Annotated in this window: 18 protein-coding genes; 3 read left to right on the forward strand and 15 right to left on the reverse strand. The window is 68.1% G+C overall.

What is annotated here, in order from left to right:
* Nucleotides 1-34 precede the first annotated feature (34 nt).
* The 10 genes from mmsA to RJQ01_RS12170 form a co-directional block, all read right to left on the reverse strand.
* Nucleotides 35-1,564: a multiple monosaccharide ABC transporter ATP-binding protein gene (gene mmsA, locus RJQ01_RS12125; protein WP_350476983.1), complete on the reverse strand. Its 1,530-nt coding sequence runs from the start codon at nucleotides 1,562-1,564 to the stop codon at nucleotides 35-37.
* A gap of 113 nt (nucleotides 1,565-1,677) precedes the next feature.
* Nucleotides 1,678-2,817, reverse strand: coding sequence for a multiple monosaccharide ABC transporter substrate-binding protein (gene chvE / locus RJQ01_RS12130; protein ID WP_502885268.1), 1,140 nt, complete (start codon nucleotides 2,815-2,817; stop codon nucleotides 1,678-1,680).
* Between the two features lie 99 nt (nucleotides 2,818-2,916).
* Nucleotides 2,917-4,425: an L-arabinose isomerase gene (gene araA / locus RJQ01_RS12135; protein ID WP_350477088.1), complete on the reverse strand. Its 1,509-nt coding sequence runs from the start codon at nucleotides 4,423-4,425 to the stop codon at nucleotides 2,917-2,919.
* 30 nt (nucleotides 4,426-4,455) lie between these two features.
* Nucleotides 4,456-6,042 carry a xylulokinase gene (locus RJQ01_RS12140; RefSeq protein ID WP_350476985.1) on the reverse strand — a complete coding sequence of 529 codons (1,587 nt, stop codon included), beginning with the start codon at nucleotides 6,040-6,042 and terminating at the stop codon, nucleotides 4,456-4,458.
* Nucleotides 6,039-6,761 carry an L-ribulose-5-phosphate 4-epimerase gene (locus tag RJQ01_RS12145; RefSeq protein WP_350476986.1) on the reverse strand — a complete coding sequence of 241 codons (723 nt, stop codon included), beginning with the start codon at nucleotides 6,759-6,761 and terminating at the stop codon, nucleotides 6,039-6,041. Before RJQ01_RS12145 ends, RJQ01_RS12140 begins: the two co-directional genes overlap by 4 nt.
* A gap of 299 nt (nucleotides 6,762-7,060) precedes the next feature.
* Complete coding sequence (locus RJQ01_RS12150) at nucleotides 7,061-8,095, reverse strand: LacI family DNA-binding transcriptional regulator (RefSeq protein ID WP_350476987.1); 1,035 nt, start codon at nucleotides 8,093-8,095, stop codon at nucleotides 7,061-7,063.
* A 104-nt stretch (nucleotides 8,096-8,199) separates the two neighbouring features.
* Entirely contained in the window at nucleotides 8,200-9,360 is a 1,161-nt protein-coding gene (locus tag RJQ01_RS12155; protein WP_350476988.1) for a cystathionine gamma-synthase, read from the reverse strand.
* A gap of 49 nt (nucleotides 9,361-9,409) precedes the next feature.
* The gene (locus tag RJQ01_RS12160; protein WP_350476989.1) at nucleotides 9,410-10,795 is read right to left on the reverse strand and encodes a cystathionine beta-synthase; all 1,386 of its coding nucleotides are present in this window, start codon (nucleotides 10,793-10,795) and stop codon (nucleotides 9,410-9,412) included.
* 41 nt (nucleotides 10,796-10,836) lie between these two features.
* Complete coding sequence (locus tag RJQ01_RS12165; protein WP_350476990.1) at nucleotides 10,837-12,273, reverse strand: mechanosensitive ion channel domain-containing protein; 1,437 nt, start codon at nucleotides 12,271-12,273, stop codon at nucleotides 10,837-10,839.
* A 30-nt stretch (nucleotides 12,274-12,303) separates the two neighbouring features.
* A complete protein-coding gene (locus RJQ01_RS12170) occupies nucleotides 12,304-14,484 on the reverse strand; it encodes an adenylate/guanylate cyclase domain-containing protein (protein WP_350476991.1) in 2,181 nt (726 codons plus the stop codon).
* A gap of 224 nt (nucleotides 14,485-14,708) precedes the next feature.
* Between RJQ01_RS12170 and RJQ01_RS12175 the strand changes: the two genes are divergently transcribed.
* Nucleotides 14,709-15,377: a thioredoxin-like domain-containing protein gene (locus RJQ01_RS12175; RefSeq protein ID WP_350476992.1), complete on the forward strand. Its 669-nt coding sequence runs from the start codon at nucleotides 14,709-14,711 to the stop codon at nucleotides 15,375-15,377.
* A 3-nt stretch (nucleotides 15,378-15,380) separates the two neighbouring features.
* The gene (locus RJQ01_RS12180) at nucleotides 15,381-16,040 is read left to right on the forward strand and encodes a DUF305 domain-containing protein (RefSeq protein WP_350476993.1); all 660 of its coding nucleotides are present in this window, start codon (nucleotides 15,381-15,383) and stop codon (nucleotides 16,038-16,040) included.
* Nucleotides 16,041-16,044: 4 nt separating this feature from the next.
* On the opposite strand, the gene RJQ01_RS12185 is transcribed toward RJQ01_RS12180, so the two are convergent.
* The 4 genes from RJQ01_RS12185 to RJQ01_RS12200 all read right to left on the reverse strand — a co-directional run bounded on the left by RJQ01_RS12185 (nucleotide 16,045) and on the right by RJQ01_RS12200 (nucleotide 21,488).
* Nucleotides 16,045-17,919, reverse strand: coding sequence for an ABC transporter ATP-binding protein (locus RJQ01_RS12185; protein ID WP_350477089.1), 1,875 nt, complete (start codon nucleotides 17,917-17,919; stop codon nucleotides 16,045-16,047).
* A gap of 136 nt (nucleotides 17,920-18,055) precedes the next feature.
* Nucleotides 18,056-19,033 carry a carbohydrate ABC transporter permease gene (locus RJQ01_RS12190; RefSeq protein ID WP_350476994.1) on the reverse strand — a complete coding sequence of 326 codons (978 nt, stop codon included), beginning with the start codon at nucleotides 19,031-19,033 and terminating at the stop codon, nucleotides 18,056-18,058.
* Complete coding sequence (locus RJQ01_RS12195; RefSeq protein WP_350476995.1) at nucleotides 19,030-20,013, reverse strand: carbohydrate ABC transporter permease; 984 nt, start codon at nucleotides 20,011-20,013, stop codon at nucleotides 19,030-19,032. Before RJQ01_RS12195 ends, RJQ01_RS12190 begins: the two co-directional genes overlap by 4 nt.
* Before the next feature lie 122 nt (nucleotides 20,014-20,135).
* Entirely contained in the window at nucleotides 20,136-21,488 is a 1,353-nt protein-coding gene (locus RJQ01_RS12200) for an ABC transporter substrate-binding protein (protein WP_350476996.1), read from the reverse strand.
* Between the two features lie 380 nt (nucleotides 21,489-21,868).
* Between RJQ01_RS12200 and RJQ01_RS12205 the strand changes: the two genes are divergently transcribed.
* Nucleotides 21,869-22,885 (forward strand): LacI family DNA-binding transcriptional regulator, encoded by a 1,017-nt coding sequence (locus RJQ01_RS12205; protein ID WP_350476997.1) that lies wholly within the window; start codon nucleotides 21,869-21,871, stop codon nucleotides 22,883-22,885.
* Nucleotides 22,886-23,014: 129 nt separating this feature from the next.
* Here the strand turns inward: RJQ01_RS12205 and rplL are convergent, their stop codons facing one another.
* Nucleotides 23,015-23,404: a 50S ribosomal protein L7/L12 gene (gene rplL / locus RJQ01_RS12210; RefSeq protein ID WP_191151096.1), complete on the reverse strand. Its 390-nt coding sequence runs from the start codon at nucleotides 23,402-23,404 to the stop codon at nucleotides 23,015-23,017.
* Nucleotides 23,405-23,424: the final 20 nt, after the last annotated feature.

Raw genomic sequence — 23,424 nt, forward strand, 5'->3', positions numbered from 1 at the left:
GGGGCGGTGGGCTTCTGCGTTGTCGTGTCAGTCATTATCGCTGCTTCTCCAGGGTCATGAGCTTGAGGAGGGCTTCGGGGGTGGCGTCGGCCACGGGCATCTCGCCCGTGATGCGACCTTCGGACAGTGCGTAGATGCGATCGCAGATGCCGAGCAGCTCGGGCAACTCGGAGGAGATCACGACGATCGCCTTGCCTTCGGCGGCGAGACGGTTGATGATCGTGTAGATCTCGTACTTGGCCCCGACGTCGATGCCGCGGGTCGGCTCATCGAGGATGAGCACCTCGGGGTCGGCGTAGATCCACTTCGAGAGCACGACTTTCTGCTGATTGCCGCCCGAGAGCTGCCCGGTGGCGTTGAGCACGCTCGGCGCCTTGATGTTCATCGAGTCCTTGTACTCGTTGGCGACCTTGTACTCCTCGTTGTCATTGACGAGGCCGAGCGAGACGAGCTTCTCGAGCGACGCCATCGAGATGTTGCGCTTGATGTCCTCGATGAGGTTCAACCCGAACGTCTTGCGATCCTCGGTCGCGTAGGCGATGCCGTTCTTGATCGCTTCCGAGACCGTGCGCGTCTTGATCTCCTGACCGCGCTTGTAGACCTTGCCGCTGATGCGGCTGCCGTAGCTGTGGCCGAAGAGGCTCATCGCGAACTCGGTGCGACCGGCTCCCATGAGCCCGGCGATACCCACGATCTCGCCTGCCCGTGCGGTGATGCTCACCCTGTCGACGATCACGCGGCTCGAATCCTGGGGGTGGTGGGCCGTCCAGTCCTCGACGCGCAGGATCTCCTCGCCGATGTGGGGCGTGTGGTCGGGGTAGCGGTGCTCGAGATCGCGACCGACCATGCCCTTGATGATGCGGTCCTCGGAGACCTCCTCCCGACGAATCGTCTCGATCGTCTTGCCGTCGCGGATGACCGTGACCGAATCGGCGATCTTCTTGATCTCGTTGAGCTTGTGGCTGATGATGATCGACGTGATGCCCTGCCCCTTGAGGTGCAGGATGAGGTCGAGCAGGTGGTCGCTGTCGGCGTCGTTGAGGGCCGCCGTCGGCTCGTCGAGGATGAGGAGCTTCACCTTCTTGGAGAGCGCCTTGGCGATCTCGACGAGCTGCTGCTTGCCGACGCCGATGTTCATGATCTTGGTCGCGGGATCGTCGGAGAGCCCGACCCGGGCGAGGAGCTTGGTCGCCTCATCGGTCGTCTTGTCCCAGTCGATCAGGCCGAAGCGGCCCTTGATCTCGTTGTTGAGGAAGATGTTCTCGGCGATCGAGAGGTAGCGACTGAGAGCGAGCTCCTGATGGATGATGACGATGCCCTCGGCCTCGCTCTCGCTGATGTCGCCGAACTTCATCGTTCGGCCCTCGAAGACGATCTCGCCGTCGTAGGTGCCGTGCGGGTACACCCCGGACAGCACCTTCATGAGCGTCGACTTGCCGGCGCCGTTCTCGCCGCAGATCGCGTGGATCTCACCGGGCGCGACCTCCAGGGTGACGTCCGACAGTGCCTTCACACCGGGGAAGGTCTTCGTGATGGAGCGCATCTCGAGGATGTTCTGGGTCACTTCGGTGCCCTCTCCTAAGCGTCATTGGTGGGATGAGGTCGGTGGTGGGGAGCCTAGTTCAGCTCCCCACCACCGACTAGTGGCGGTGCAGTACTGCTGGAGTAGCGCCCTGCTTAGAGGCCGATCTCCTCAGCGGTCCAGTAGCCGGTGTCGACGAGCGCCGACTCGACGTTGTCCGCCACGACGGGCACCGGGCCCAGGAGGAACGACGGTACGACGAAGACGCCGTTGTCGTAGGTCTCCGTGTCGTTGATCTGCGGCTCGCCGCCCTCGAGAAGGGCCTGCGCCATGCCGGCAGCCACCTTCGCGAGCTCACGCGTGTCCTTGAAGATCGTCGCGTACTGCTCACCGGAGAGGATCGCGCGCACGGAGTCGATCTCGGCGTCCTGACCCGAGATGATCGGGAAGTCGACGCCCACGGCGTATCCGGCGTCGGTGAGGGCCGAGATGATGCCGCGGCTCAGACCGTCGTAGGGCGACAGAACCGCGTCGACCTTCGTGCCATCGGAGTAGTTCGCCGTCAGGAGGTCCTCCATGCGGCTCTGAGCGACTTCGCCGTCCCAGCGCAGCGTCGCGGCCTGCTCGATGTCGGTCTGACCCGACTTGACGACGAGCGTGCCGTCATCGATCAGCGGCTGGAGCACGTCCATCGCGCCGTTGAAGAAGAAGAACGCGTTGTTGTCGTCGAGCGAGCCGGCGAACAGCTCAATGTTGAACGGACCCGCCGGAGCATCCGGCAGAGCGTTGCCCTCGAGGTCGGTCAGCCCGAGACCGTTGAGCACGGTCCACGCCTGCTGCTGGCCGACGAGGAAGTTGTCGAACGTCGCGTAGTAGTTGACGTTCTCCGAGTCGCGGATGAGGCGGTCGTAGGCAATGACGGGAATGCCGTTGTCTGCGGCCGACTGCAGCACCGAGGTGAGCGTGGTGCCGTCGATCGAGGCGATGATGAGCGCCTCGGCACCGCGCGTGATCATGTTCTCGATCTGAGAGACCTGCGTGGGGATGTCGTCCTCCGCGAACTGGAGGTCGACCTCGTAGCCGGCCGCCTCGAGCTCGGCCTGGACGGCCGCGCCGTCCGCGATCCAGCGCTCGGACGAGCGCGTGGGCATGGCGACGCCGATGAGGCCGCCCTCGCCGTCGCCGTCCGTGCCGCCGTCGCCGGCGTCTGCCGAGCATGCGGCCAGGCCGACGAGCATGGCGCCGGCAGCCACGAAGGAAAGAAGAGCTTTCTTCTTCACTGTGTGTCCTTTCATAGGGGATGTGGTGGTGCTGTGACCCGACGACTCAACGACGAGAATCGGATCTCCTCCCGGGACGGGTCCCGGGACGTGTGGGGGTGACGCGCGCGGTGCTCACAGGCCCTGCGCGAGTCGGTAGTAGGCGGCGTTCCCGCGCAGCTCGCGCTGGAACCCCTCGAGCGTGGTGCTCTCGTCGATGACGAGCAGCTCGACGCCGGCCATGTGCGCGAAGTCCCGGAAGACCTCGACGCCGACCTGGGTGGTCATGACCGTGTGGTGGGCGGCCCCCGCCGTCAGCCAGGCGGCTGCGGAGGTGGCGAAGTCGGGCGCCGGCTTCCAGACGGCATGCCCGACAGGCAGGTGGGGCATCGGCTGCGGGAGGGCGACGTTCTCGACGACGTTCGCCACGAGCCGGAAGCGGTCGCGCATGTCGCTGAGCGCCGCGACGACCGCGGGCCCGGCGTCTGCCGTAAAGACGAGCCGCACCGGGTCCTCCTTGCCGCCGATGCCGAGGGGGTGGATCTCCAGGCGCGCCTTCTGCGTCGTGAGGGAGGGGCTCACTTCGAGCATGTGGGCGCCGAGGATGAGCTCGTGGCCGGGAGTGAGGTCGTAGGTGTAGTCCTCCATGAGGCTCGCGCCACCGGGAAGCCCGGCTCCCATGACGGCGGCGACGCGCACGAGCACGGCGGTCTTCCAATCGCCCTCGGCTCCGAAACCGTAGCCGTCGGCCATGAGGCGCTGCACCGCGAGGCCGGGCAGCTGACGAAGGTCGGCGAGGTCCTCGAAAGAGGTGGTGAAGGCGGTGAAGCCTCCGTCGTCGAGGAATCCGCGCAACCCCGCCTCGATCGCTGCACCGTACCGCAGCGAGTCGTGGCGGCCGCCGCCCGGCTTCAGCTCGGGCGCGACGTCGTAGAGATCGAGGTACTCCGCCACGAGAGCGTCGATGGCGGAGTCGCTCACGGCGTGGACCGCGTCGGCCAGCTCCGTGACGCCCCAGGTGTTGACCTGCACGCCGAAGCGCAGCTCGGCCTCGGTCTTGTCGCCCTCGGTGACGGCGACGTACCTCATGTTGTCGCCGAAACGGGCGAGCCTGAGCTCGTGGGCGGCGTGCCACCCGGCCGCCGCGCGGGCCCACACGCCGATGCGGTCGGTGACCGCCGGGTTCGACACGTGGCCGACGACGGTCGTGCGGGCCACGCCGAGCCTCGACTGGATGTACCCGAACTCGCGGTCGCCGTGCGCCGCCTGGTTCAGGTTCATGAAGTCCATGTCGATCGACGCATACGGAAGGGCGACGTCGGCCTGGGTGTGCAGGTGGAGGAGCGGCTTGCTCAGCGCATCGAGCCCGGCGATCCACATCTTGGCCGGGCTGAAGGTGTGCATCCAGGCGATGACGCCGATGACGTTGTCGGCGGCGTTCGCCTCGAGCATGACGTTCTTGATGCTCGCGGAGTCCACGAGCGTCGGCTTCCACACGACGGTGACGGGGATGCTCGAGGCTGACTGCAGGCCAGCGACGACCGCCTGGGACTGCTCGGCGACCTGCCGCAGGGTCTCGTCGCCGTACAGGTTCTGGCTTCCGGTGAGGAACCAGACCTCGAAGGTGCTGAGGTCGGGAACGATGCTACGGGACACGCTTCTCCTCATCATGGGTCAGAGCACCTCGATGGCGCGTCGTTGAACATCGAGCCCGGCGTCGTAGCGCGCGAGGTAGGCGGCGAAGCCCGCCACGTCATCGGCGCGGGGCTCCAAGGGCTCGGCGGCGCTGGCGGCGAAGACCCGCTCGTCAAGGTAGGTCGCAAGGTCGCCGCCTCCGGATGCCGTAAACGCCGCGAGCACGGCGATGCCCCACGCGCCGCCCTCGGAGGCGCTCTCGGCGACCGCCACGGGTGCGTCGAGGGCCGCCGCGAGGAACTGCTGCGCGACCCCGGCCGTGCGGAAAACGCCGCCGTGCGCGTGCATCAGTTCGACGGTCACGCCCTCGGCGCGCAGCACGCGCATGCCCAGGCTCAGGGTCGCGAAGACCCCGTAGAGCTGCGCGCGCATCGTGTTGGCGAGCGTGAGACGGCTCTCGGGTCCGCGCACCACGAGCGGGCGACCGGCGGAGAGGTGGGCGACAGGCTCACCGGCGACCTGGTTGTACGCGAGTATTCCGCCCGCATCGGCCTCGCCCTCCAGAGCCTCGGCGAACGCGATGCGGTAGGCCTCGTCTGCACTGATCTCGGCGCCGGCGAGCTGCGCGAAGCGGCGGTACGTGGCGACCCAGGCTGCGAGCTCGCTCGCGCCGTTGTTGCAGTGCACCATGGCGACCGGCACGCCGGCGGGTGTGGCGACGACATCGATCTCGGGGTGGATGCCCGCCAGGGGCTGGTCGAGCACGACCATCGCGAAGATGCTCGTGCCGGCGCTCACGTTTCCCCTGCGCGGGGCGACCGCGTTCGTGGCGACCATCCCGGTTCCCGCGTCGCCCTCGGGAGGGCACAGCACAGCGCCCGGTTGCAGAGCACCGGACGGGTCGAGCAGTGACGCCCCCGCGTCGCTGAGGCGCCCCGCCTCTTGGCCCGCGCGCAGGATCCGCGGCAGCAGACCCGCGATCGAACCGGCGAGGGGCGACTCGGCGAGCGCCTCGTCGTAGCGCGCGATGAGCTGCGCGTCGTACGCCTCGCCCGCCGCATCGACGGGGAACATGCCGGAGGCGTCGCCGACGCCGAGCACGCGCTCGCCCGTGAGTCGCTCGTGCACATAGCCAGCCAGGGTCGTGAGGTGGCGGATGCGCCGAACGTGGTCCTCGCGATTCATGATCGCCTGATGCAGGTGGGCGATGGACCAGCGCTGCGGGATGCTCACGCCGAACAGCTGCGTGAGCTCGGCGACGGCCTCGCCCGTGCTGGTGTTGCGCCAGGTGCGGAACGGCACGAGCAGCTCGCCGTCGCCGTCGAAGGCGAGGTAGCCGTGCATCATCGCCGAGACTCCGATGGCCGCGTAGGCAGTCGGCGCGACGCCGTGACGATCGCGCGCGTCCTCGACGAGAGCGGCGTACGCGCTCTGCAGCCCCAGGACGACGTCGTCGAGCGCGTACGTCCACACGCCGTCCACGAACTGGTTCTCCCACTCGTGCGATCCCGTAGCGATCACCTCGGCGGGGTCGTCGCTGATGAGGCAGGCCTTGATGCGGGTCGACCCGAGCTCGATACCGAGCACTGCCCGACCGTCGGCGATCGTCGTCGCGGCGGCGCTCACCGGCTCGCTCCCGTGGTCGCGGTCGACTGGCCGTAGACGTTCTGGTAGCGATCGAAGAGCGCATCGATCGCGGCAGGCTCGATCGGCAGCGGTTCGCCGAGCTGGCGGGCGATGTGCACCGTGCGCGCGACATCCTCGAGCATGACGGCCGCCTTGACGGCGTCGCGGGCGTCCCTGCCGATCGTGAAGGGGCCGTGATTGCGCATGAGCACGGCGCGTGAGCGATGGCCCTGGAGGGTCTGCACGATTCCGCGGCCGATCGAGTCGTCGCCGATGATCGCGAACGGGCCGACCGGTATCTCTCCGCCGAACTCGTCGGCCATCGCCGTGATGACGCACGGGATCGCCTCGGCGCGCGCGGCCCACGCGGTCGCGTAGGTCGAGTGGGTGTGGACGACGCCGCCGACCTCGGGCATTTCCCGGTAGACGTAGGCGTGGGCCGCGGTGTCGCTGGAGGGGCTGCGATCGCTCCCGGGGGTGTTGGGCACGACCACGCCGTCGAGCGTGCACAGAATCATGGTCGCGGGGTCGAGCTCGTCGTAGGAGACACCGCTGGGCTTGATCACGAAGAGGTCGGCGCCCGGCACGCGGCCGCTCACGTTGCCCCCGGTCCAGACGACGAGGCCGTAGCGCACGAGCTCGGCATGCAGCGCCGCGACCTCGTCGCGCACGCGCGCGACGGCGACCTGCACCTCGGGGCTCAGGGCGTCGGTACTCATGGGACTCCATCGTCGCTGCGACGACGGGGGCCCGACGCCGGGGTGGAACGGAATGACTGGGTGCGGATCCTGTCCGCAGAGAGGGCCCGCGTGTGACCGTTCACATCATGCTCCAGCACTCTAACGGCGAAACGGTCACATCTGTCAAGCCGTGGCGAGACGAAACGGTCACAAGTTCATAACGAGGCGTCCCACTCCACCCGCCCCCGCCAGATCTGACGCATAGGGGCGCACGTCGCGCTGGCAAGCGCCCATTCGCGCCAGATCTGGCAGGGGCATGGGCACGGGCGAGGGGTGGGTCAGCTCTTGCGTGTGGTCGACTCTCGGATGATCAGCTCCGGCTGTACGGGGTCGTGGCTCATCTCGGTTTCGCCGCGCAGCTCCCCGAGCAGCAGCTCGATCGCGCGTCGCCCGATCTCGACGAAGTTCTGCCGCACCGTCGTGAGCGGCGGCGAGAAGTGCGCCGCCTCGGGGATGTCGTCGAAGCCGACGATCGAGATGTCGCCGGGCACTGACAGCCCCGACTCGCGGCACGCGTGCATGAACCCGAGCGCCATCTGGTCATTGCCCACGAACACTGCCGAGAAGTCGCGGTACCGCAGCAGCTCGAGACCGGCGTAGTAGCCGAATGACGCCGTCCAGTCGCCGAGGATCGGCGCGCGCGTGCGCAGGTCGGCGTCGGAGAGCTCGCGCAGGAAGCCCTGCATGCGCGCCTCCGCCTCGATCCAGTCCTGTGGGCCGGAGATGTGCATGATCTCGGTGTGGCCGAGGTCGATGAGGTGCTTCGTCGCCTGGCGCGCACCCATCACCTGATCCACCCACAGCGAATGCGAGGTGCCGAGGCCCGTCGCCTCGAGGGTGACGTAGGGCACGGTGAGCTGCAGCTCGTTGATCGCCTCGAACACGCGCACCTGGGGCGCGATGACGATGAGGGCCTCGACGGACTGGCTCATGAGGTAGTCGAGCCCCGCCTTGATCGATGCGGACTCGCTCGACGAGATGTTGGTGATCGAGAGGCGGTAGCCAGCTTCGCGCGCCGCGGTCTCAATAGCGTGGATGCTCGTGGCCGGACCGTAGTGCACGGTCTGCGCCGCGAGCACGCCGATCGTGCGAGAGCGGCTCGTGACAAGCGCACGCGCCGCCTGATTGGGGCGGTAGCCGAGCTCGGCAATCGCATCGCGCACGCGCTGCAGCGTCTCCGGCCGGATGCTCGGGCTGTCATTGAGTACGCGTGAGACGGTCTGATACGAGACGCCCGCGACTCTCGCCACGTCGCGGATGTTCGGAGCGCGCACGCGCCCCGGCTCCGCGGGCCGGCCGGTATCGGGGGTCATCGTCGTCCGTTCGAGGCAGAAATGTGTACGGTCACACGCGTTCGGCCCCCATTATGCCGCGCGGTGCGCCCCCGCCCGCCAGATCGGCGACTGCGGATGCCCGGCTACAGCCGCTCGAGGGCCTGCAGCACGTCCGCGACGAGGTCGTCGACCTCCTCGATGCCGACCGAGAGGCGCACGATCGAGTCGGGCACCTCGAGCTCGGTGCCGCGCACCGAGGCGTGGGTCATCTCGCTCGGGTAGTTCATGAGCGACTCGACCCCGCCCAGCGACTCGGCGAGCTGGAACAACCGGGTCCCCTCGGCGAAGGCGCGGGCGGCCACCCCGCCACCGGCGAGCTCGAGCGACAGCATCCCGCCGAATAGACGCATCTGCCGCGCGGCGAGGGCGTGGTCGGGGTGGGAGGGCAGGCCCGGGTAGTGCACGCGCGCCACCGCGGCGTGGCCCTCGATGGCCTCCGCGATCGCCTGCGCGTTCGCGCTGTGCCGCTCCATGCGCACCGCGAGAGTCTTGATGCCCCGGGAGGTGAGCCAGGCATCCATCGGGCCGGAGACCGCGCCAGCCGCGAACTGCTGGAACTGCACCGTCGAGGCAAGCTCGGCATCTGAGGTGACGATGGCGCCGCCCAGCACATCGGAGTGGCCACCCAGGTACTTCGTCGTCGAGTGCACGACGACGTCGGCGCCGAGGGAGAGCGGCTGCTGCAGGTACGGTGTCGCAAAGGTGTTGTCGACGACGACGAGAGCGCCCGCGGCATGCCCCAGCTCGGCGAGCTGCGCGATGTCGGTGACCGTCATCATCGGATTGCTCGGCGTTTCGAGCCACAGCACCCGCGGCCCCAGCTCGGCGAGCGCCGCCCGCACGGCATCGGGGTCGGCGAGCGCCATGGTCGTGAGGCCGATGCCCCAGTCTCCGAAGATGCGCCGCACGAGGCGGTGCGTGCCGCCGTACACGTCGTTGCCCATGAGCACGTGGTCGCCGGGGCGCAGCACGGCGCGCAGTAGCGCGTCCTCCGCGGCGAGGCCCGAGGCGAAGCTCACCGCATGGTCGGCGCCTTCGAGGGCGGCGAGCTGCTGCTGCAGGGCATCCCGCGTCGGGTTGCCGCCGCGCGCGTACTCGTAGCCGCCGCGCAGCCGCCCGATGCCCTCCTGCACGAACGTCGATGTGAAGTAGACGGGCGGGATAATCGCGCCTGTCGTCGGGTCGAAATCCTGCCCGGCGTGGATGGCGCGCGTGGCGAAGCCGTGGTCGGCGTGGTCGGTCATGGTTCTCCAGACAGTGGAATCGGGCGACAGGCAGGGGGATGCTCGCGCCTCAGCGCGCGAGGGCGGCGAGCAGGTCGTGCCGCGACAGCAGACCGATCGGGTTGCCGCCGTCGAGCACGAGAAGCACGTCGGGCACGCGGCCGCCCGCACCGCGCGAGGCGAACCGCTCAGCCGCGGCTTCCAGCGACTCGTGCGCACCGACGACGGGCAGCGCCGGACCCATCGCCGCCGTCACCGGGTGGGAGGCCGTGACCTCGCCCGAGGCGAGCGCCGACAGCAGCCCGGAGGCGGAGACCGCACCGAGCACCTCGCCGAGCACGAGCGGCGGCTCTGCCGCGACGACGGGCAGCGCGCCCGCCGACGACTCGAGCGCGGCGATCGCCTCGCCCACGGTGTGCTCGCGGCGCACGTGCGCGAGTGGGCGAGGCTGCTCGCCGAGCAGATCGGCGACGGCCGGCGAGCCTGTGGCCGGCGCGAAGCCGTGGCGGCGCATCCAGCCCTCGTTGAAGATCTTGCCCAGGTAGCCGCGGCCGCCGTCGGGCAGGAGGACGACGACGACGTCGTCGGGGCCGAGCTCGCGCGCGACCTCGAGGGCCGCGACGACAGCCATACCGCACGACCCGCCGACCAGCAGGCCCTCTTCGCGGGCGAGACGCAGGGTCATGTCGAAAGACTCCTGGTCGCTCACCGCCACGATGCGGTCGACGACGCTCGGGTCGTAGGCGCCGGGCCAGAAGTCCTCCCCCACGCCCTCGACCAGGTACGGGCGGCCGGTGCCACCGGAGTAGACACTGCCCACCGGGTCGGCGCCGATGATCTGCACACGCTCACGCGGGGTGTCAGCGCTGATCTCGCGCAGATAGCGGCCCGCGCCCGTGATGGTGCCGCCCGTGCCGACACCCGTGACGAAGTGCGTGACGCGGCCCTCGGTGTCGCGCCAGATCTCGGGACCGGTCGTCTCATAGTGCGAGAGCGGGCCGTTGGGGTTCGCGTACTGGTTGGGCTTGAAGGCGCCGGGAATCTCGGTGGCCAGCCGGTCGCTCACCGAGTAGTACGACTCGGGGTCGTCGGGGGCGACGGCGGTCGGCGTGACGACGATCTCTGCACCGTAGGCCGTGAGCACGTTGCGCTTGTCCTCACCGACCTTGTCGGGCAGCACGAACACGCAGCGGTATCCGCGCTGCTGGGCCACGAGCGCGAGGCCGACGCCGGTATTGCCGCTCGTGGGCTCGACGATGGTGCCGCCGGGCTTCAGGTGGCCTTCCCGCTCGGCCGCGTCGATGATGCGGGTCGCGATGCGGTCTTTCGACGACCCGCCGGGGTTGAGGTACTCGACCTTGGCGAGAACGGTCGCCGTGATGCCCTCCGTCACGCGGTTGAGCTTGACGAGGGGCGTATCGCCGATGAGATCGGTCACGGTCTGCGCGTACTTCATGGTGCGTTCACGCTATCAGCGCCGCCGCGTGCCCAGGCGGCTCAGTAGGCGATCGCGCGCGAGCTGAGCGGCAGCGCGAGACCGGCGGCCGCGAAGCCGTCGACGACGAGGCGCCGACGATTGTCGATCTCGCGACCGATGTCCCTCGCGAGCTCGGGGCGATCGGCCACGAGCTCGTCGAGCACGGTCACGGGTACGAGCAGGGCCTCCACCTCGGTGACCGCCTGCACGGACGCATTGATGCCCTGCCGAGTGAGCGAGGTGAGGCCCACGAGCTCGTCGCGTTGCAGATCGGTGACGGGTAGGCGTGCGCCGTCGCCGGTCTCGACGGTCATGCGCGCCAGCCCGGACATGATGATGCGGATGCCCTCCGGCACCTCCCCCACGTGCTGCAGTTTCTCCCCGTGGGTGTACCGCTCTGCTCTCACCCGGTCGATGAGGGCGTCGACCTGGTCGCTCGAGCAGTGCAGCACCGTGCAGGCGCGCAGCAGGCACTCGCGACGGCGCGCTGCGGTGTTGTAGTCGTCGAAGTAGTCCCGATCGAGGTGCAGCCCGGCGCGTCGTGCCGCGTACCAGAGCACGCGGTGGAACTCGACGGCAGCGTCGTAGTGCGTCCCGGGCGAGAGCAACGGCAGGGTGATCTCGTACTGAGCGGCTCCGAGAGCGGTCGCGCTCGGGGCAGCGCTCGGTGCGAGGTGAGGGAGGTCGGCGGCGACGCCTTCCATGACAGCGATCACGCGATGCGGCGGGTCTTCCGTCGCGAACGTCACGGTCTCGCAGGCCGAGTAGGGGCGGCCCTTGCGGGTGAGGTTGGTGAAGGAGGAACCGGCGAGCTCCGAGTTGGGCACGATCTGCACGCCGCGGACCGTCCGGATGTGCACCGACCGCCAGTTGACCTCCTCCACCTGGCCGCGCACTCCGTTGTGGTCGAGCCAGTCGCCGAGCTGGAAGGGCTGCTCGAACAGCAGCAACAGACCGGAGAGCACAGAGCCCACGGCGTTCTGCAGCGCGAGTCCGATGACGATCGAGCCGATGCCGAGCGCTGTGAAGAGACCTCCGACATCGGCGCCCCACACCCAGGAGAACAGGAGCGCCAGAGAGACAAGGATGAGGAGGAACCTGGTGACGTCGAGGAAGATCGACGGCAGGCGGTCGCGCCAGCTGCCCTTGCGCGCCGACACGAACAGGGCGACGTTGAGGCCGTTGATGAGGACGACGATGAGCAGGAACCCGAGCACTGTCGCCACGATGCGGGTCCAGTTCGCGTCGACATCGACCTCGCTGGTCTGACTAAGCAGCACGAGCAGGGCGGCGACCGGAACGACGACGGTGCGCAGCAGGCGCACGATGCGCGCCGCGGGATGATCGAGTCGCCTGAGGTGCTCGTAGACCTCACTGAGCACGAGCAGCGCTATCGGCATGCCGATGATGACGCTCAGAGCGGGCCAGAACCAGCTCTCGCTCCAGACCTCGGTCATCGTGTGACCCCGACGGCCGTTTCCCTCGGCTCAGGCATCTCGTACTCCGCCGCCACCCGTGCCGTGCACCCGCCAGATGCGCACCTCGTCGCGCCCGTCGACGACCGCGCCTGCGTCGATCAACGGCACGGTCGCGGGCAACCGGGCCGACACCCGCTCGGTGACGAAGATGCCGGTCTCGGGGTGCTCGCTCTGGATGCGGAAGGCGAGGTTCACGGCCTCGCCCCACAGGTCGTAGACGACGTGTGCACGACCGACGAGTCCGCTGCTGGCCTCCCCGAGGTCGATTCCTGCCCTGAGGTGCAGTTCGGCTCCCCACTGCCCGCCGAACCGCTCGAGGATCCTCTGCATCTCGAGCGCGAAGTCGACCATGCGGCGCGCATTGTCGACGCGCGGCACGGACATGCCGCAGCTCGCGAGGTACCCCTTGGTCGTCGTACGCACGTGCTCGACCCCGAGTGCTGCCGCCGCCTCGTCAAACTGCTTGACGAGCTCGTTGAGCAGGTCGAGCCGGGCAGCGGAGTCAAGCGCACTGCTGTAGTCGTCGAAACCCACGATGTCGGCGTACAGCACAGTCACGTCGTGGTGATCCTCCGCGATCGTCTGGTCACCATCGCGATAGCGCCGGATGACCGGCTCGGGCATGAGCGCGCGCAGCAGCTTCTCGCTCTCTGCCGTCTGCTCGTCGAGAAGGTCGGCCTTGACCTGCAGACTGCGGCTCATGTCGTTGAAGGCGGTGGCGACGCTCATCATCTCGTCGCTGCGGCCCGCGTCGACGACGACGCCGGTCTCGCCCGCCGCGATGCGTTGAGCACCTCGCGCCAGCGCGCGCAGTGGTCGCACGAAAATGCGGGCGAGTAGCAGGGAGAGCACGGAGACGATGAGGGCGAGCACGGCCGAGGAGATCACGAGGTTGCGGGTGAAGTCGGTCACCGGCGCGAAGGCTTCGCTCGTATCGAGTTCGGCGACGACAACCCAGCCGAGGTCGCCGACGTCGACCGGCCCGTAGGCGGCGAGTGTGTCGCGATTGAGGTAGTTGGCCGCGATGATCGTGCCGGTGCGCCCGGCGAGGGCATCGCTCGCGGCCTCGGTACGAATCGGCTGCAGGCCCACGGTGGTCTGGTTCTGGACGATCGTCGCGGCGAGGGGTTCTGCCATTCCGGCCTCCACCGCTGCTGCTGCGAAGGCTTCGGGGTCTTCGAGTAGCACGCGTGATGGGGAGCGCATGAGCGAGTCGGCGCCCACGAGGTAGACCTCGCCAGTGCGACCGAGCCCGCCCTGGGCCCAGTCTTCATCAGCGGTCATGACGCGGCTTACGCGCTCGATCGGCAGCTCCACGGCCAGTGCGCCGATGATGGCGCCGTCGGCGCTGACCGGGGTCACTGCCCACCCCGCCTGTCTGTCCAGGGAGGGCGGGTACTCCCCGAAGTCGGTGAGAGCGACCTCGCCGAGCAGGTTGGTGGTCATCGCGGAGGTATAGGCGACAGACAGGTTCGTGAAGCGCAGCGGTCCTTCCACGACATTGCTGCCCAGGTCGATGCCCTTGTAGGCGGAGTACACAATGGTGCCATCGGTATCGAGCAACAGCACGTCCTCGTACTCGAGACGCGTCGTCATGGTGCGAAAGTGGTCGTGGTAGGCCGCATGCGCCGCCGACCACGCGGAGCCGTCCCCAGCATCGTCGACCGCGAGCGCCTCCTCGAAGCTCTCCGATGGCACCGTGTACTCACTCTGCAGATACCGCGCTGCGGCGCTCAGCGGCACGAGGGTCGAGGCGTCCACCTCCGCCCCCGCTGTCGCCAATCGGGGCCCGACGACATCGTCGTAGTACTGCGCAAGCTGCTCGAGCTGCGGCTGCGTGAGCTCGAGGCCGTCGAGCTCGGCGAACCCTGAGGTGAAGGCCTGGGTCGCCTCCACCACGCTCTGCCCGCTCGCGTGCACGACGATCGTGCTCTGGAGCGTGGAGAAGAGTCGCTCGATCTCGCGCTCACGCGAGTCGCGCACCTCCACAAGCCGATCGAAGGCGGCGTCGCGCAACGAGTCGGCGGCATTGTTGTACCCGATGAGCCCGACGAGCACGTTCGATGTCAGGCTCACGACGAGCAGCATGACGAGCACGGTCGACTGGATGCTCAATCCCGCCCGTCGGCGGGCGCGAGAGGGTGCCAGAGGTGCGCCGTCCGCGCCCGCTGCGGCATCGCTCGGTGACATGGCTACCTCGGGGAGCGCCAGGGACAGGGGGTCCGAGAGAGTGTTTCGCGCGAAGTGCGCTCTCGAAGAGTATCCTGCCGTTCCGCCAAGAGCGAGAGGTGGACGTCCCTCGCGCAAGGGGGCGCTGTCAGGCCCCACCAGGGGTTCTCTGCCATGCTGAGGGCGGTGCGCCCCGTGCGGGATGCCCATCTCGAGCCCCCCATGTGAACGACAGGAGCCCCGACGTGGCTGATGGCACCTCTGACGACGACACTCTGACCGTCAAGCAGCAGCGCGAGAAGCGCCGCGCCGAAAAGGTGGCGGCCCTCAAGAAGAAGCAGCAGGCGGAAAAGGTGCGTAACCGCATCACCGTGCTCGGCTCGGTCGCCGCCGGTGCGGGAGTGCTGAGCCTCATCATCGCCGTCGTCGTCACGTCAGCCACGCCCCCCGTCGATCCATCGACGATTGAGGTCGAGGGCGTGCAGGTGATCGAGGGGCTCGATCCGATTCATGTGCAGACCGCGGTCGACTACGACCAGACCCCGCCCGCCGGTGGGCCCCACAACCCCGCCTGGCTCAACTGCGGCATCTACGAGGAGCCCGTGCCCAACGAGAACGCCGTGCACTCGCTTGAGCACGGCGCGGTCTGGGTCACGTACGACCCCGCGCAACTCAGCGACGACGAGATCGACCGGCTGCGCGACGCGATGCCGAGCACCTACATGATCCTCTCCCCCTACGACGGCCTCGACGCCCCCGTCTACGCGAGCGCCTGGGGCTTCCAGGTTGCCCTCGACGGCGTCGACGACCCGCGGCTGAACGACTTCATCGTCAAATACCGTCAGTCCCCTGAGGTGCCGGAGCCCGGCGCTCTGTGCTCGCAGGCCGTCGACGGCCCCGGCAAGATCTCCTAGCCTGTGTCCCTCACGTTCTCGACCTCGAGCCGGCGCGCGCGCCTCGCGCTCGTCGGCTCGCTCCTGGTACTGGTCGCCCTCGTGGCCGGTGTGCTTCTCGGCCGTGCGACGGCGCCGGGTGGAGGTCAGGCCACCCCGACCGCGACGAGCGCCGAGGCCGGCTTCGCCCGCGATATGCAGACGCACCACTCTCAGGCCGTCGACATGGCGATCCTCATCCGCGAGGCGACGGACGACCCGGAGGTTCGCCTGCTCGCCCTGGACATCCTCACCGCGCAGAGCCAGCAGATGGGCCAGATGTACGCGTGGCTGGTGAGCTGGGGGGTGCCGCAGACGTCGACCGAGGAGCCGATGGCGTGGATGGCGCGCCCCGCGCTCGACGGCGGTCACGACGAGCACAGCGAGGGTCACGTGCCCGGTGAGCGGATGCCCGGCCTCGCGACGCCCGAGCAGATGTCCGCGCTCGCCGTCGCCGAGGGAGTGGAGGCCGAGCGCCTGTTCCTCGAGCTCATGACGGCGCACCACATCGGCGGCGTCGAGATGGCGGAGGCTGTGCTCGCCCGCACCGAGCTGCCCCTCGTGACGAACCTCGCGGCCGGAATGGTCGCCATCCAGGACAAGGAGATCGACTACATGCGCGAGCTGCTCGCCGCGCGCCAGTAGTACGTCACTCGCTCTCGGCCGGCACGAACTCGGTCGACTGCTCGGCCACGAGCCGCGCGTAGACGCCCCCGCGCGCGGCGAGCTCGGCGTGGGTGCCCGTCTCGACGATCCGTCCCCGATCGACGACGTGTATACGGTCGGCCGTGCTCACGGTCGACAGGCGATGGGCGATCGCGATCGTCGTGCGCCCCCGGGTCGCCGAGTCGAGCGCTCGCTGCACGACACGCTCCGACACCGAGTCGAGCGCGCTCGTCGCCTCGTCGAGGATGAGCACCGGGGGGTCCTTGAGCAGCACGCGCGCGATCGCTATGCGCTGCTTCTCCCCTCCGGAAAGACGGTACCCCCGCTCGCCGACAACGGTGGCGTAGCCCTCGGGGAACGACTCGATGGTCTCGTGGATGCTCGCCGCACGGCAGGCCGCCTCGAGCTCCTCCTCCGTCGCGTCGGGTTTCGCGTAGCGCAGGTTCTCTGCGATCGTCGCGTGGAACAGGTAGGTCTCCTGGCTGACGATGCCGACCGAGCCGATGAGCGACTCCTGCCGCAACTCGCGCACGTCGGCTCCCGCGAACTCGACGACACCGCTCGACGCCTCGTGCAGCCGCGGCACCAGGTACGAGATCGTCGTCTTGCCGGCGCCGGACGGCCCGACGAAGGCCACGAACTCTCCGGGCTCGACCGTGAATGAGACCCCGTCGAGAGTCGGGGCGTTCTCCTCGCCGGCATCCGGGTACCGGAAGACCACGTCGCGGAACGCGACCGAGCCCACCTTGACGGGGTCGACATCGCCGGCCTCCGGCGCCTCTCTGATCGCCGGTCGGAGGTCGAGGTACTCGAATATGCGCGCGAACAGGGCAGCGGAGGTCTGCAGGTCGAGGGCGACGCGCATCAGACCGAGCAGAGGGAACGTGAGACGGGCCTGCACCGTCGTGAAGGCCACGATCGTGCCGGCCGTCACCGCGACATCCGCGTCGATGAGGAGCGCTGCAACGAGGTAGATGACGGCGGGGATGACGGAGAGGAAGACGTTGACGATAGCGAAGAACCACTGGCCGCTCATCTGCAGCTGCACCTGCAGTCGACGCTGCACCGCGTTCTCGCTGCGGTACCGCTCGATCTCCCCGGCCTGCCCGAAGAAGCTCTTGGCGAGCATGATGCCCGAGACGCTCAGCGACTCCTGAGTGATCGCCGACATGTCGCTCAGTGACTCCTGCGTCTTGGTGGCGATCCGCGCCCGCACCTGGCCGACGCGCCGCTGGGCGATGACCAGGAGCGGCAGCAGGATGACCGCGACGACGGTCAGCTGCCAGCTGAGGATCAGCATGGCGATGAACGCCGCGATCACGGTGACCGTATTGCCGATGACGCTTGAGACGGTGTTGTTGAGCACTCCGGCCACGCCGCCGACGTCGTTCTGCAGGCGCGACTGGATCGCGCCAGTCTTCGTGCGGGTGAAGAAGCCGAGCTCCATGCTCTGCAGGTGCGCGAAGAGTCGCACGCGCAGTTGGGCCATGACGGCGTTGCCGACCGTGGCGGTGAGGAAGGTCTGAGCGATGCCGAGGCCTGCGCTGAGCATCCAGAGCAGCAGCATGAGGCTGACGAGCTGCACGAGAACAGGGATGTTCGGGCCGCCCTCGGGCGGGAACAGGCCACGATCGAAGGCCTGCTGCGTGAGCAGGGGCGGCAGAACGCTGAGACCCGCCGACACGAGGACGAGCGCGATGGTGAGCGTCAGGCGCGCGCGATGCGGCTGGAACAGCCGCGCAATGCGCGGCAGCAGGTTCGGGATGCGCGGGGCCTCAGCATTCTCCGCACGCTGCGCCTCGGCATCCGATCTCGATACTCGCGCTGACCCTCGGGCGCCCCGCCCGCTCATTCCCATGCTCACCTCTTGAGCCTAGGCTGGCGCCCCCGACGGCGACCCGCGTGTTCGCCATCAGCGCGCACCACCACACGCTATCCACAGCACGAGGCCCCCGGGCGTGAGCACCGGGGGCCTCGGATTCTGCGTGGGCCGATCAGCCCTTCGTCGAGCCCGCCAGCAAGCCGCGCACGAAGTAGCGCTGCAGGCTGAAGAACACGATGAGCGGGATGATGAGCGAGATGAACGCCGCCGCGGGCAGTCGCTCGGTATTGCGCCCGAAGTTGCCGACGAGCTCTGCCAGGCGCTGCGTCAGAGGTGCGACATCAGCCGTGCCTCCGGAGAACACCAGGGCGACGAGCAGGTCGTTCCACACCCACAGGAACTGGAAGATTCCGATCGACGCGAGCGCCGGGAGCGACAGCGGGATGATCACGCGGAAGAAGATCTGCGTGTGGTTCGCGCCGTCGACCCGGGCCGCCTCGACGACCTCGCCCGGAATCTCGGAGATGAAGTTGTGCAGCAGGAAGATGCACAGGGGGAGCCCGAAGATCGTGTGCGCGACCCACACCGCGGGGAAGGTTCCGCTGATGCCGAGTACACCGCTGAAGATCTGCAGGAGTGGCACGAGGGCCATCTGCAACGGCACGATCTGCAGGGCGAATACGAGCACGAACAGCGCGCCGGCGCCCTTGAACTTGATCCACGCGAAAGCGTATGCCGCCATCGTCGCGAGCGCGATGGGGAACAGTGCTGCGGGGATCGCGATGACGAGGGAGTTCACGAAGTACTGGCCGAGGTTCGCCGAGGAGGCCCCGGAGACGGTGAGCACTTCCGCGTAGTTCTCGAGCGTGAAGCTCGGGCTCACGAAGATATTCCACCAGCCGGTCGTGCGAATCTCGTCCGGCGTGCGGATCGACGAGACGAGGAGCCCGAAAGTGGGGATGGTCCACACGACGGCGATGACGATGGCCGCGAAGGTCGCCCAGCGGGAGGTGAGGCGCTGCTTGACCCGATTGGCCTTGCCGCCGCCCTTGCTCGTGTTCCTCTGGCCGAGCGGCTTGTCGAGCTTCGTCTCGGCCTTCTGCACCTTGTCCGTGCTGGTGCCCGCGTTGGTTCCGCTGCTCGTGCTCATCGGATCTCCTTCTGCTTGCGCATGATGCGCACGTTGTAGATGACGATGGGCAGAACCATCACGAACAGCACGAGCGCGAGGGCCGAGCCCTGCCCGAACTCACCACGGTTGAACGCCTGCGTGTACATCTCGTTGGCGACCACCGAGGTGTCGAAGTTTCCGCCCGTCATCGCGCGCACGATATCGAAGACCTTCAGAGTCGCGATGGAGATCGTCGTGATGACGACGACGAGCGTGCCGCGAATGCCGGGCACGGTGACATTCCAGAACGTCTGCCACGGATTCGCGCCGTCGAGGCGGGAGGCTTCGATGATCTCGACGGGCACGCCCTTGATGGCCGCGGAGAGCAGCACCATGGCGAAACCGGTCTGGATCCACACCATGACGATGATGAGGAAGAACGTGTTCCAGGGCGAATTCTGCAGGAACTGCTGCGGTTCGCCGCCGAACCAGACGATGAGCTGGTTGAGCACGCCGATCTGCTCGCTGAAGCCTTCGGCCCGGTATTCGTACATGAAGCGCCAGATGATGCCAGCGCCGACGAAGGAGATCGCCATGGGCATGAACACGAGGGACTTGAGAACCTTCTCGCCCTTGGACTTGTCGATGAAGACGGCGTACGCGAGGCCGAAGATCGTCGAGAGCGTCGGCACGAGCGCCACCCAGACGAGCGTGTTGAGCAGTGTGATCTGAATCTGGGGCTGCGTGAACATCCAGACGAAGTTGTCGAAGCCGACGAACTCCTGCGAGTTGCGGTTGAAGAACGACAGCACTGTCGTGTTGATCGCGGGGTAGATGAGACCCACCGTCAGCAGGATGCCCGCGGGAAGAAGGAAGACGAGGAGTTGCAGTACGTCGCGGCCCCGCTTGGGGGCCCGGTCTGCCAAGAAGAGAAGGATGCCGACCACCGCGGCGAACGCGGCGAGGCCGAGGAACATGAGTCCGAACTTCTCAGCGAAGTCGGACAGGAAATCCGCCATGCGATGAAACCTCCATTGGTTTATCTGACTCGAGACACGCTACCCGACAGTCGGGCCCGCCGAACAGATGCGTTCGGCGGGCCCGCTGTCATTCTGGCAATTCAGTCGTCAGAGAGAACTGCTCAGGGGAAGGTGCTGTCGATGAACGCCAGCAGCTCGTCGGTCGTGACGGTGCCGCTGACCCAGTCCACCATGCCGGTCCAGAAGGAGCTGGTACCGACCTCGGCAGGCATGAGGTCAGAGGCGTCGAAGCGGAACACCGTGTCCGGGTTCTGCAGGATCTCGATCGACTGCACACCGAGCTGCGAGCTCGCGAGCGACGGGTCGAGGCCCTGGTTCGCCGAGATGACGCCACCGAGCGCGACGCGGTTGTTGGCCCACGTGTCGCTCGCGAGGTAGGTCTGCACAGCGCTCGTGGCCTCGCGGTCGTTGAACGCGGCGACGAACTCGCCACCACCGGTGACGGCGGGGCCGTCATCGGCGCTTGCCGGCGGGGTGATGAAGGCCCAGATGTCGCCATCCGGAGCAACCGTCACGCCCTCGCCCCACTGCGCCTCGTAGAACGACGCCTGGTGGTGCATGGAGCAGTTGCCGTCGAGGATGGGCAGGCCACCGTCGTTGAACGTGGTCGAGACGATGGACTCGACCCCGCCGTAACCGCCGTTGACGTACTCGGGGTCGAGGAGGATCTCGCCGACACGCTCGACAGCCGAGGTGATCTCGGGCGAGCTGAACTCGAGCTCACCGGCGACCCATGCGTCGTACGCCTCCGGGCCGGCGAAGCGCAGCACGGAGTCCTCGACCCAGTCGGTGCCCGGCCAGCCGGTGGCGTCACCCGAGCCGAAGCCGACGCACCAGGGGCGGTACGCGCCCTCGTTGCGCTCGGTCATCTGATCGGTGAGGGCGATCATCTCGTCCCACGTGGTCGGGATCTCGTAGCCGTTCTCCTCGAAGTCGGCCGGCGAGTACCAGATGTAGCCCTTGACGCTCGCGAGCAGCGGTGCGGCGTAGAAGGTGCCGTCGATCGTGCCGTAGCCCTTCCACGACTCGCTCCAGAACGAGTCGACGTTGTCCTCGACGCTCTGGGCGGCCGGGAACACGTAGCCGTCAGCGACCAGGCGCTGGAGCAGACCGGGCTGCGGGATGATCATGAGGTCGGGCGGGTCACCGGCGGCGGCGCGCACGTTGATCTGCGTCTCCGCCTCCTGCGTGCCCACGTACTCGATCGTGATGCCCGTGCATTCTTCGAAGTCGGCCCAGCTGGACACGAGGTCGTCGGCTTCGACCTCGACGATCGTCGAGTAGACCTCGACGCTCTCGCCCTCGAAGGTGCCGTACTGCTCGTAGGCGGAGCAGTCGATGTCGCCGCCCGCTCCGGGCTCCTCGGTGTCGGCGGCACAACCAGCGAGAACGAGGCTGAGGGCGCCGACTGCTGCGGCTGGCGCAAGAACCCTGCGCCGGAGAGTGGAACTCATGTGTTTCCTCCTCATTGAGGTCGGTCGGCGCATCGAGACCCGAGGCGCCGGATGTGGTGTGGGTGGTGCAAGAGCGAAACTCGGTGCCTGATCGGAGCGCGCACGGCACTCGATCGGGAACCGGTTCCAGGGGTTACGGTACGTCACCTTCGCGCGCACTGCAAGCAGGAGAATCCTGCTCGTTACCGATCCGTTGCGCGACTGCCTGCCCGCTCCCAGGTGAGCGAGATCGCGGCGCGCGACCGCAGAGTCGTTGAATCCTGGCACCGGTTCCATAGTGCTCGCATCTCGGGCTACACTGGCCCCTCAGCGGGCCGCCCGAGCGGATCGCCCCTTCTTCGCGGTCATCACCGCACCGGTCCAACGGAGGACGACGAGGCATGAGCATCTTGGCTGATGTGGCCCGCATCGCGGGCGTCTCGAAGTCCACCGCCTCGCGCGCTCTCAGCGGGCGCGGCTATGTCTCCACCGACACGCGGCGCAAGGTCGAGGCCGCCGCCTCCGAGCTCGGCTATGTCGTCTCCAGCACGGCGGCGAGCCTCGTCACCGGCCGCACCCGCAACGTCGGCGTGGTCATCCCCTACATCAACCGGTGGTACTTCGCGGAGGTGCTCGAGGGCATCGAGGCGGCGCTCATCCGGGCCGGGTACGACCTCACCCTCTATCGGCTGAGCACCGACCACGACCTGCGGCGGCGCGTCTTCGACTACTTCCTGGTGCGCAAGCGCGTCGACGCGGTGATCGCCGTGACGATCGCCTTGAGCCCGCACGAGGTCGAGATGCTGCAGGCGCTGGGCAAGCCGCTCGTGGCCATCGGAGGGCGGGTGGCGGGCATCCCGTCGCTCTCGATCGACGACGTGGAGACCTCGCGCCTCGCGACGGAGCACCTCATCAGCCTGGGCCACGAGCGCATCATCCACGTGGGCGGCGACCAGGAGGAGCAGATGGACTTCCGGGTGCACAGCCAGCGCTACACAGGCTTCCAGCGCGCGATGGAGGCGGCAGGTCTGAGCAACGCCGATGACTTCCGCGAAGCCGAGTTCTCGATCTCGGGGGGCTACGCCGCGGGGCTCGCCGTGCTGGGCGACCCTCGCACGCGACCCACCGCCATCTTCGCGGGGTGCGATGAGATCGCCGTCGGCATCATGATCGCCGCCCGGCAGCTCGGCATCGGTGTGCCGCATGACCTGTCGATCATCGGCATCGACGACCACCCCCTCGCGGAGACCCTCGGCATCACGACGCTCGCCCAGCGGCCAGGGGCGCAGGGCGGTCGGGCAGTCGAGCTGCTGCTCGAGCAGATCGACCACTCCGACGCACCCGCTCCCGACGAGCACCTACTGCTGCCCACGGGTCTCACCGTGCGCTCGAGCACGGGGCCGGTCCGCACGTCGTAAGCCGCGCGCCGCGCGGCCATCGGTGGGCGAGCGCGCACCGGGCCGGGCCGTGCCGTCGACGCACGAAGGCCCCACGCCGTCGACGGACGGGTGGGGCCTTCGCGAATCAGCGCGAGTGCGCCGACAGGCCTACTTGAGGGTGACGGTGGCGCCAGCCTCTTCGAGCTGGGCCTTGGCCTTCTCGGCGGCCTCCTTGTTCGCGCCCTCGAGCACGACACCGGGAGCACCGTCGACGAGCGCCTTCGCCTCGCCGAGACCGAGGCTCGTGAGGGCGCGCACCTCCTTGATGACCTGGATCTTCTTGTCACCGGCGGCCTCGAGAACGACGTCGAACGAGTCCTTCTCCTCGACCTCCTCGGCAGCGGCTCCGCCACCGGCGGGGCCCGCAGCGGCCACGGCGACGGGCGCCGCAGCGGTGACCTCGAAGACCTCTTCGAACTTCTTCACGAACTCGCTGAGCTCGATGAGCGACAGCTCCTTGAACGCCTCGATGAGGTCGTCAGTCGACATCTTTGCCATGATTTCTCCTTCTTACGTGC

This window comes from Microcella sp. (genome assembly GCF_040286215.1).
Lineage (GTDB): Bacteria > Actinomycetota > Actinomycetes > Actinomycetales > Microbacteriaceae > Microcella.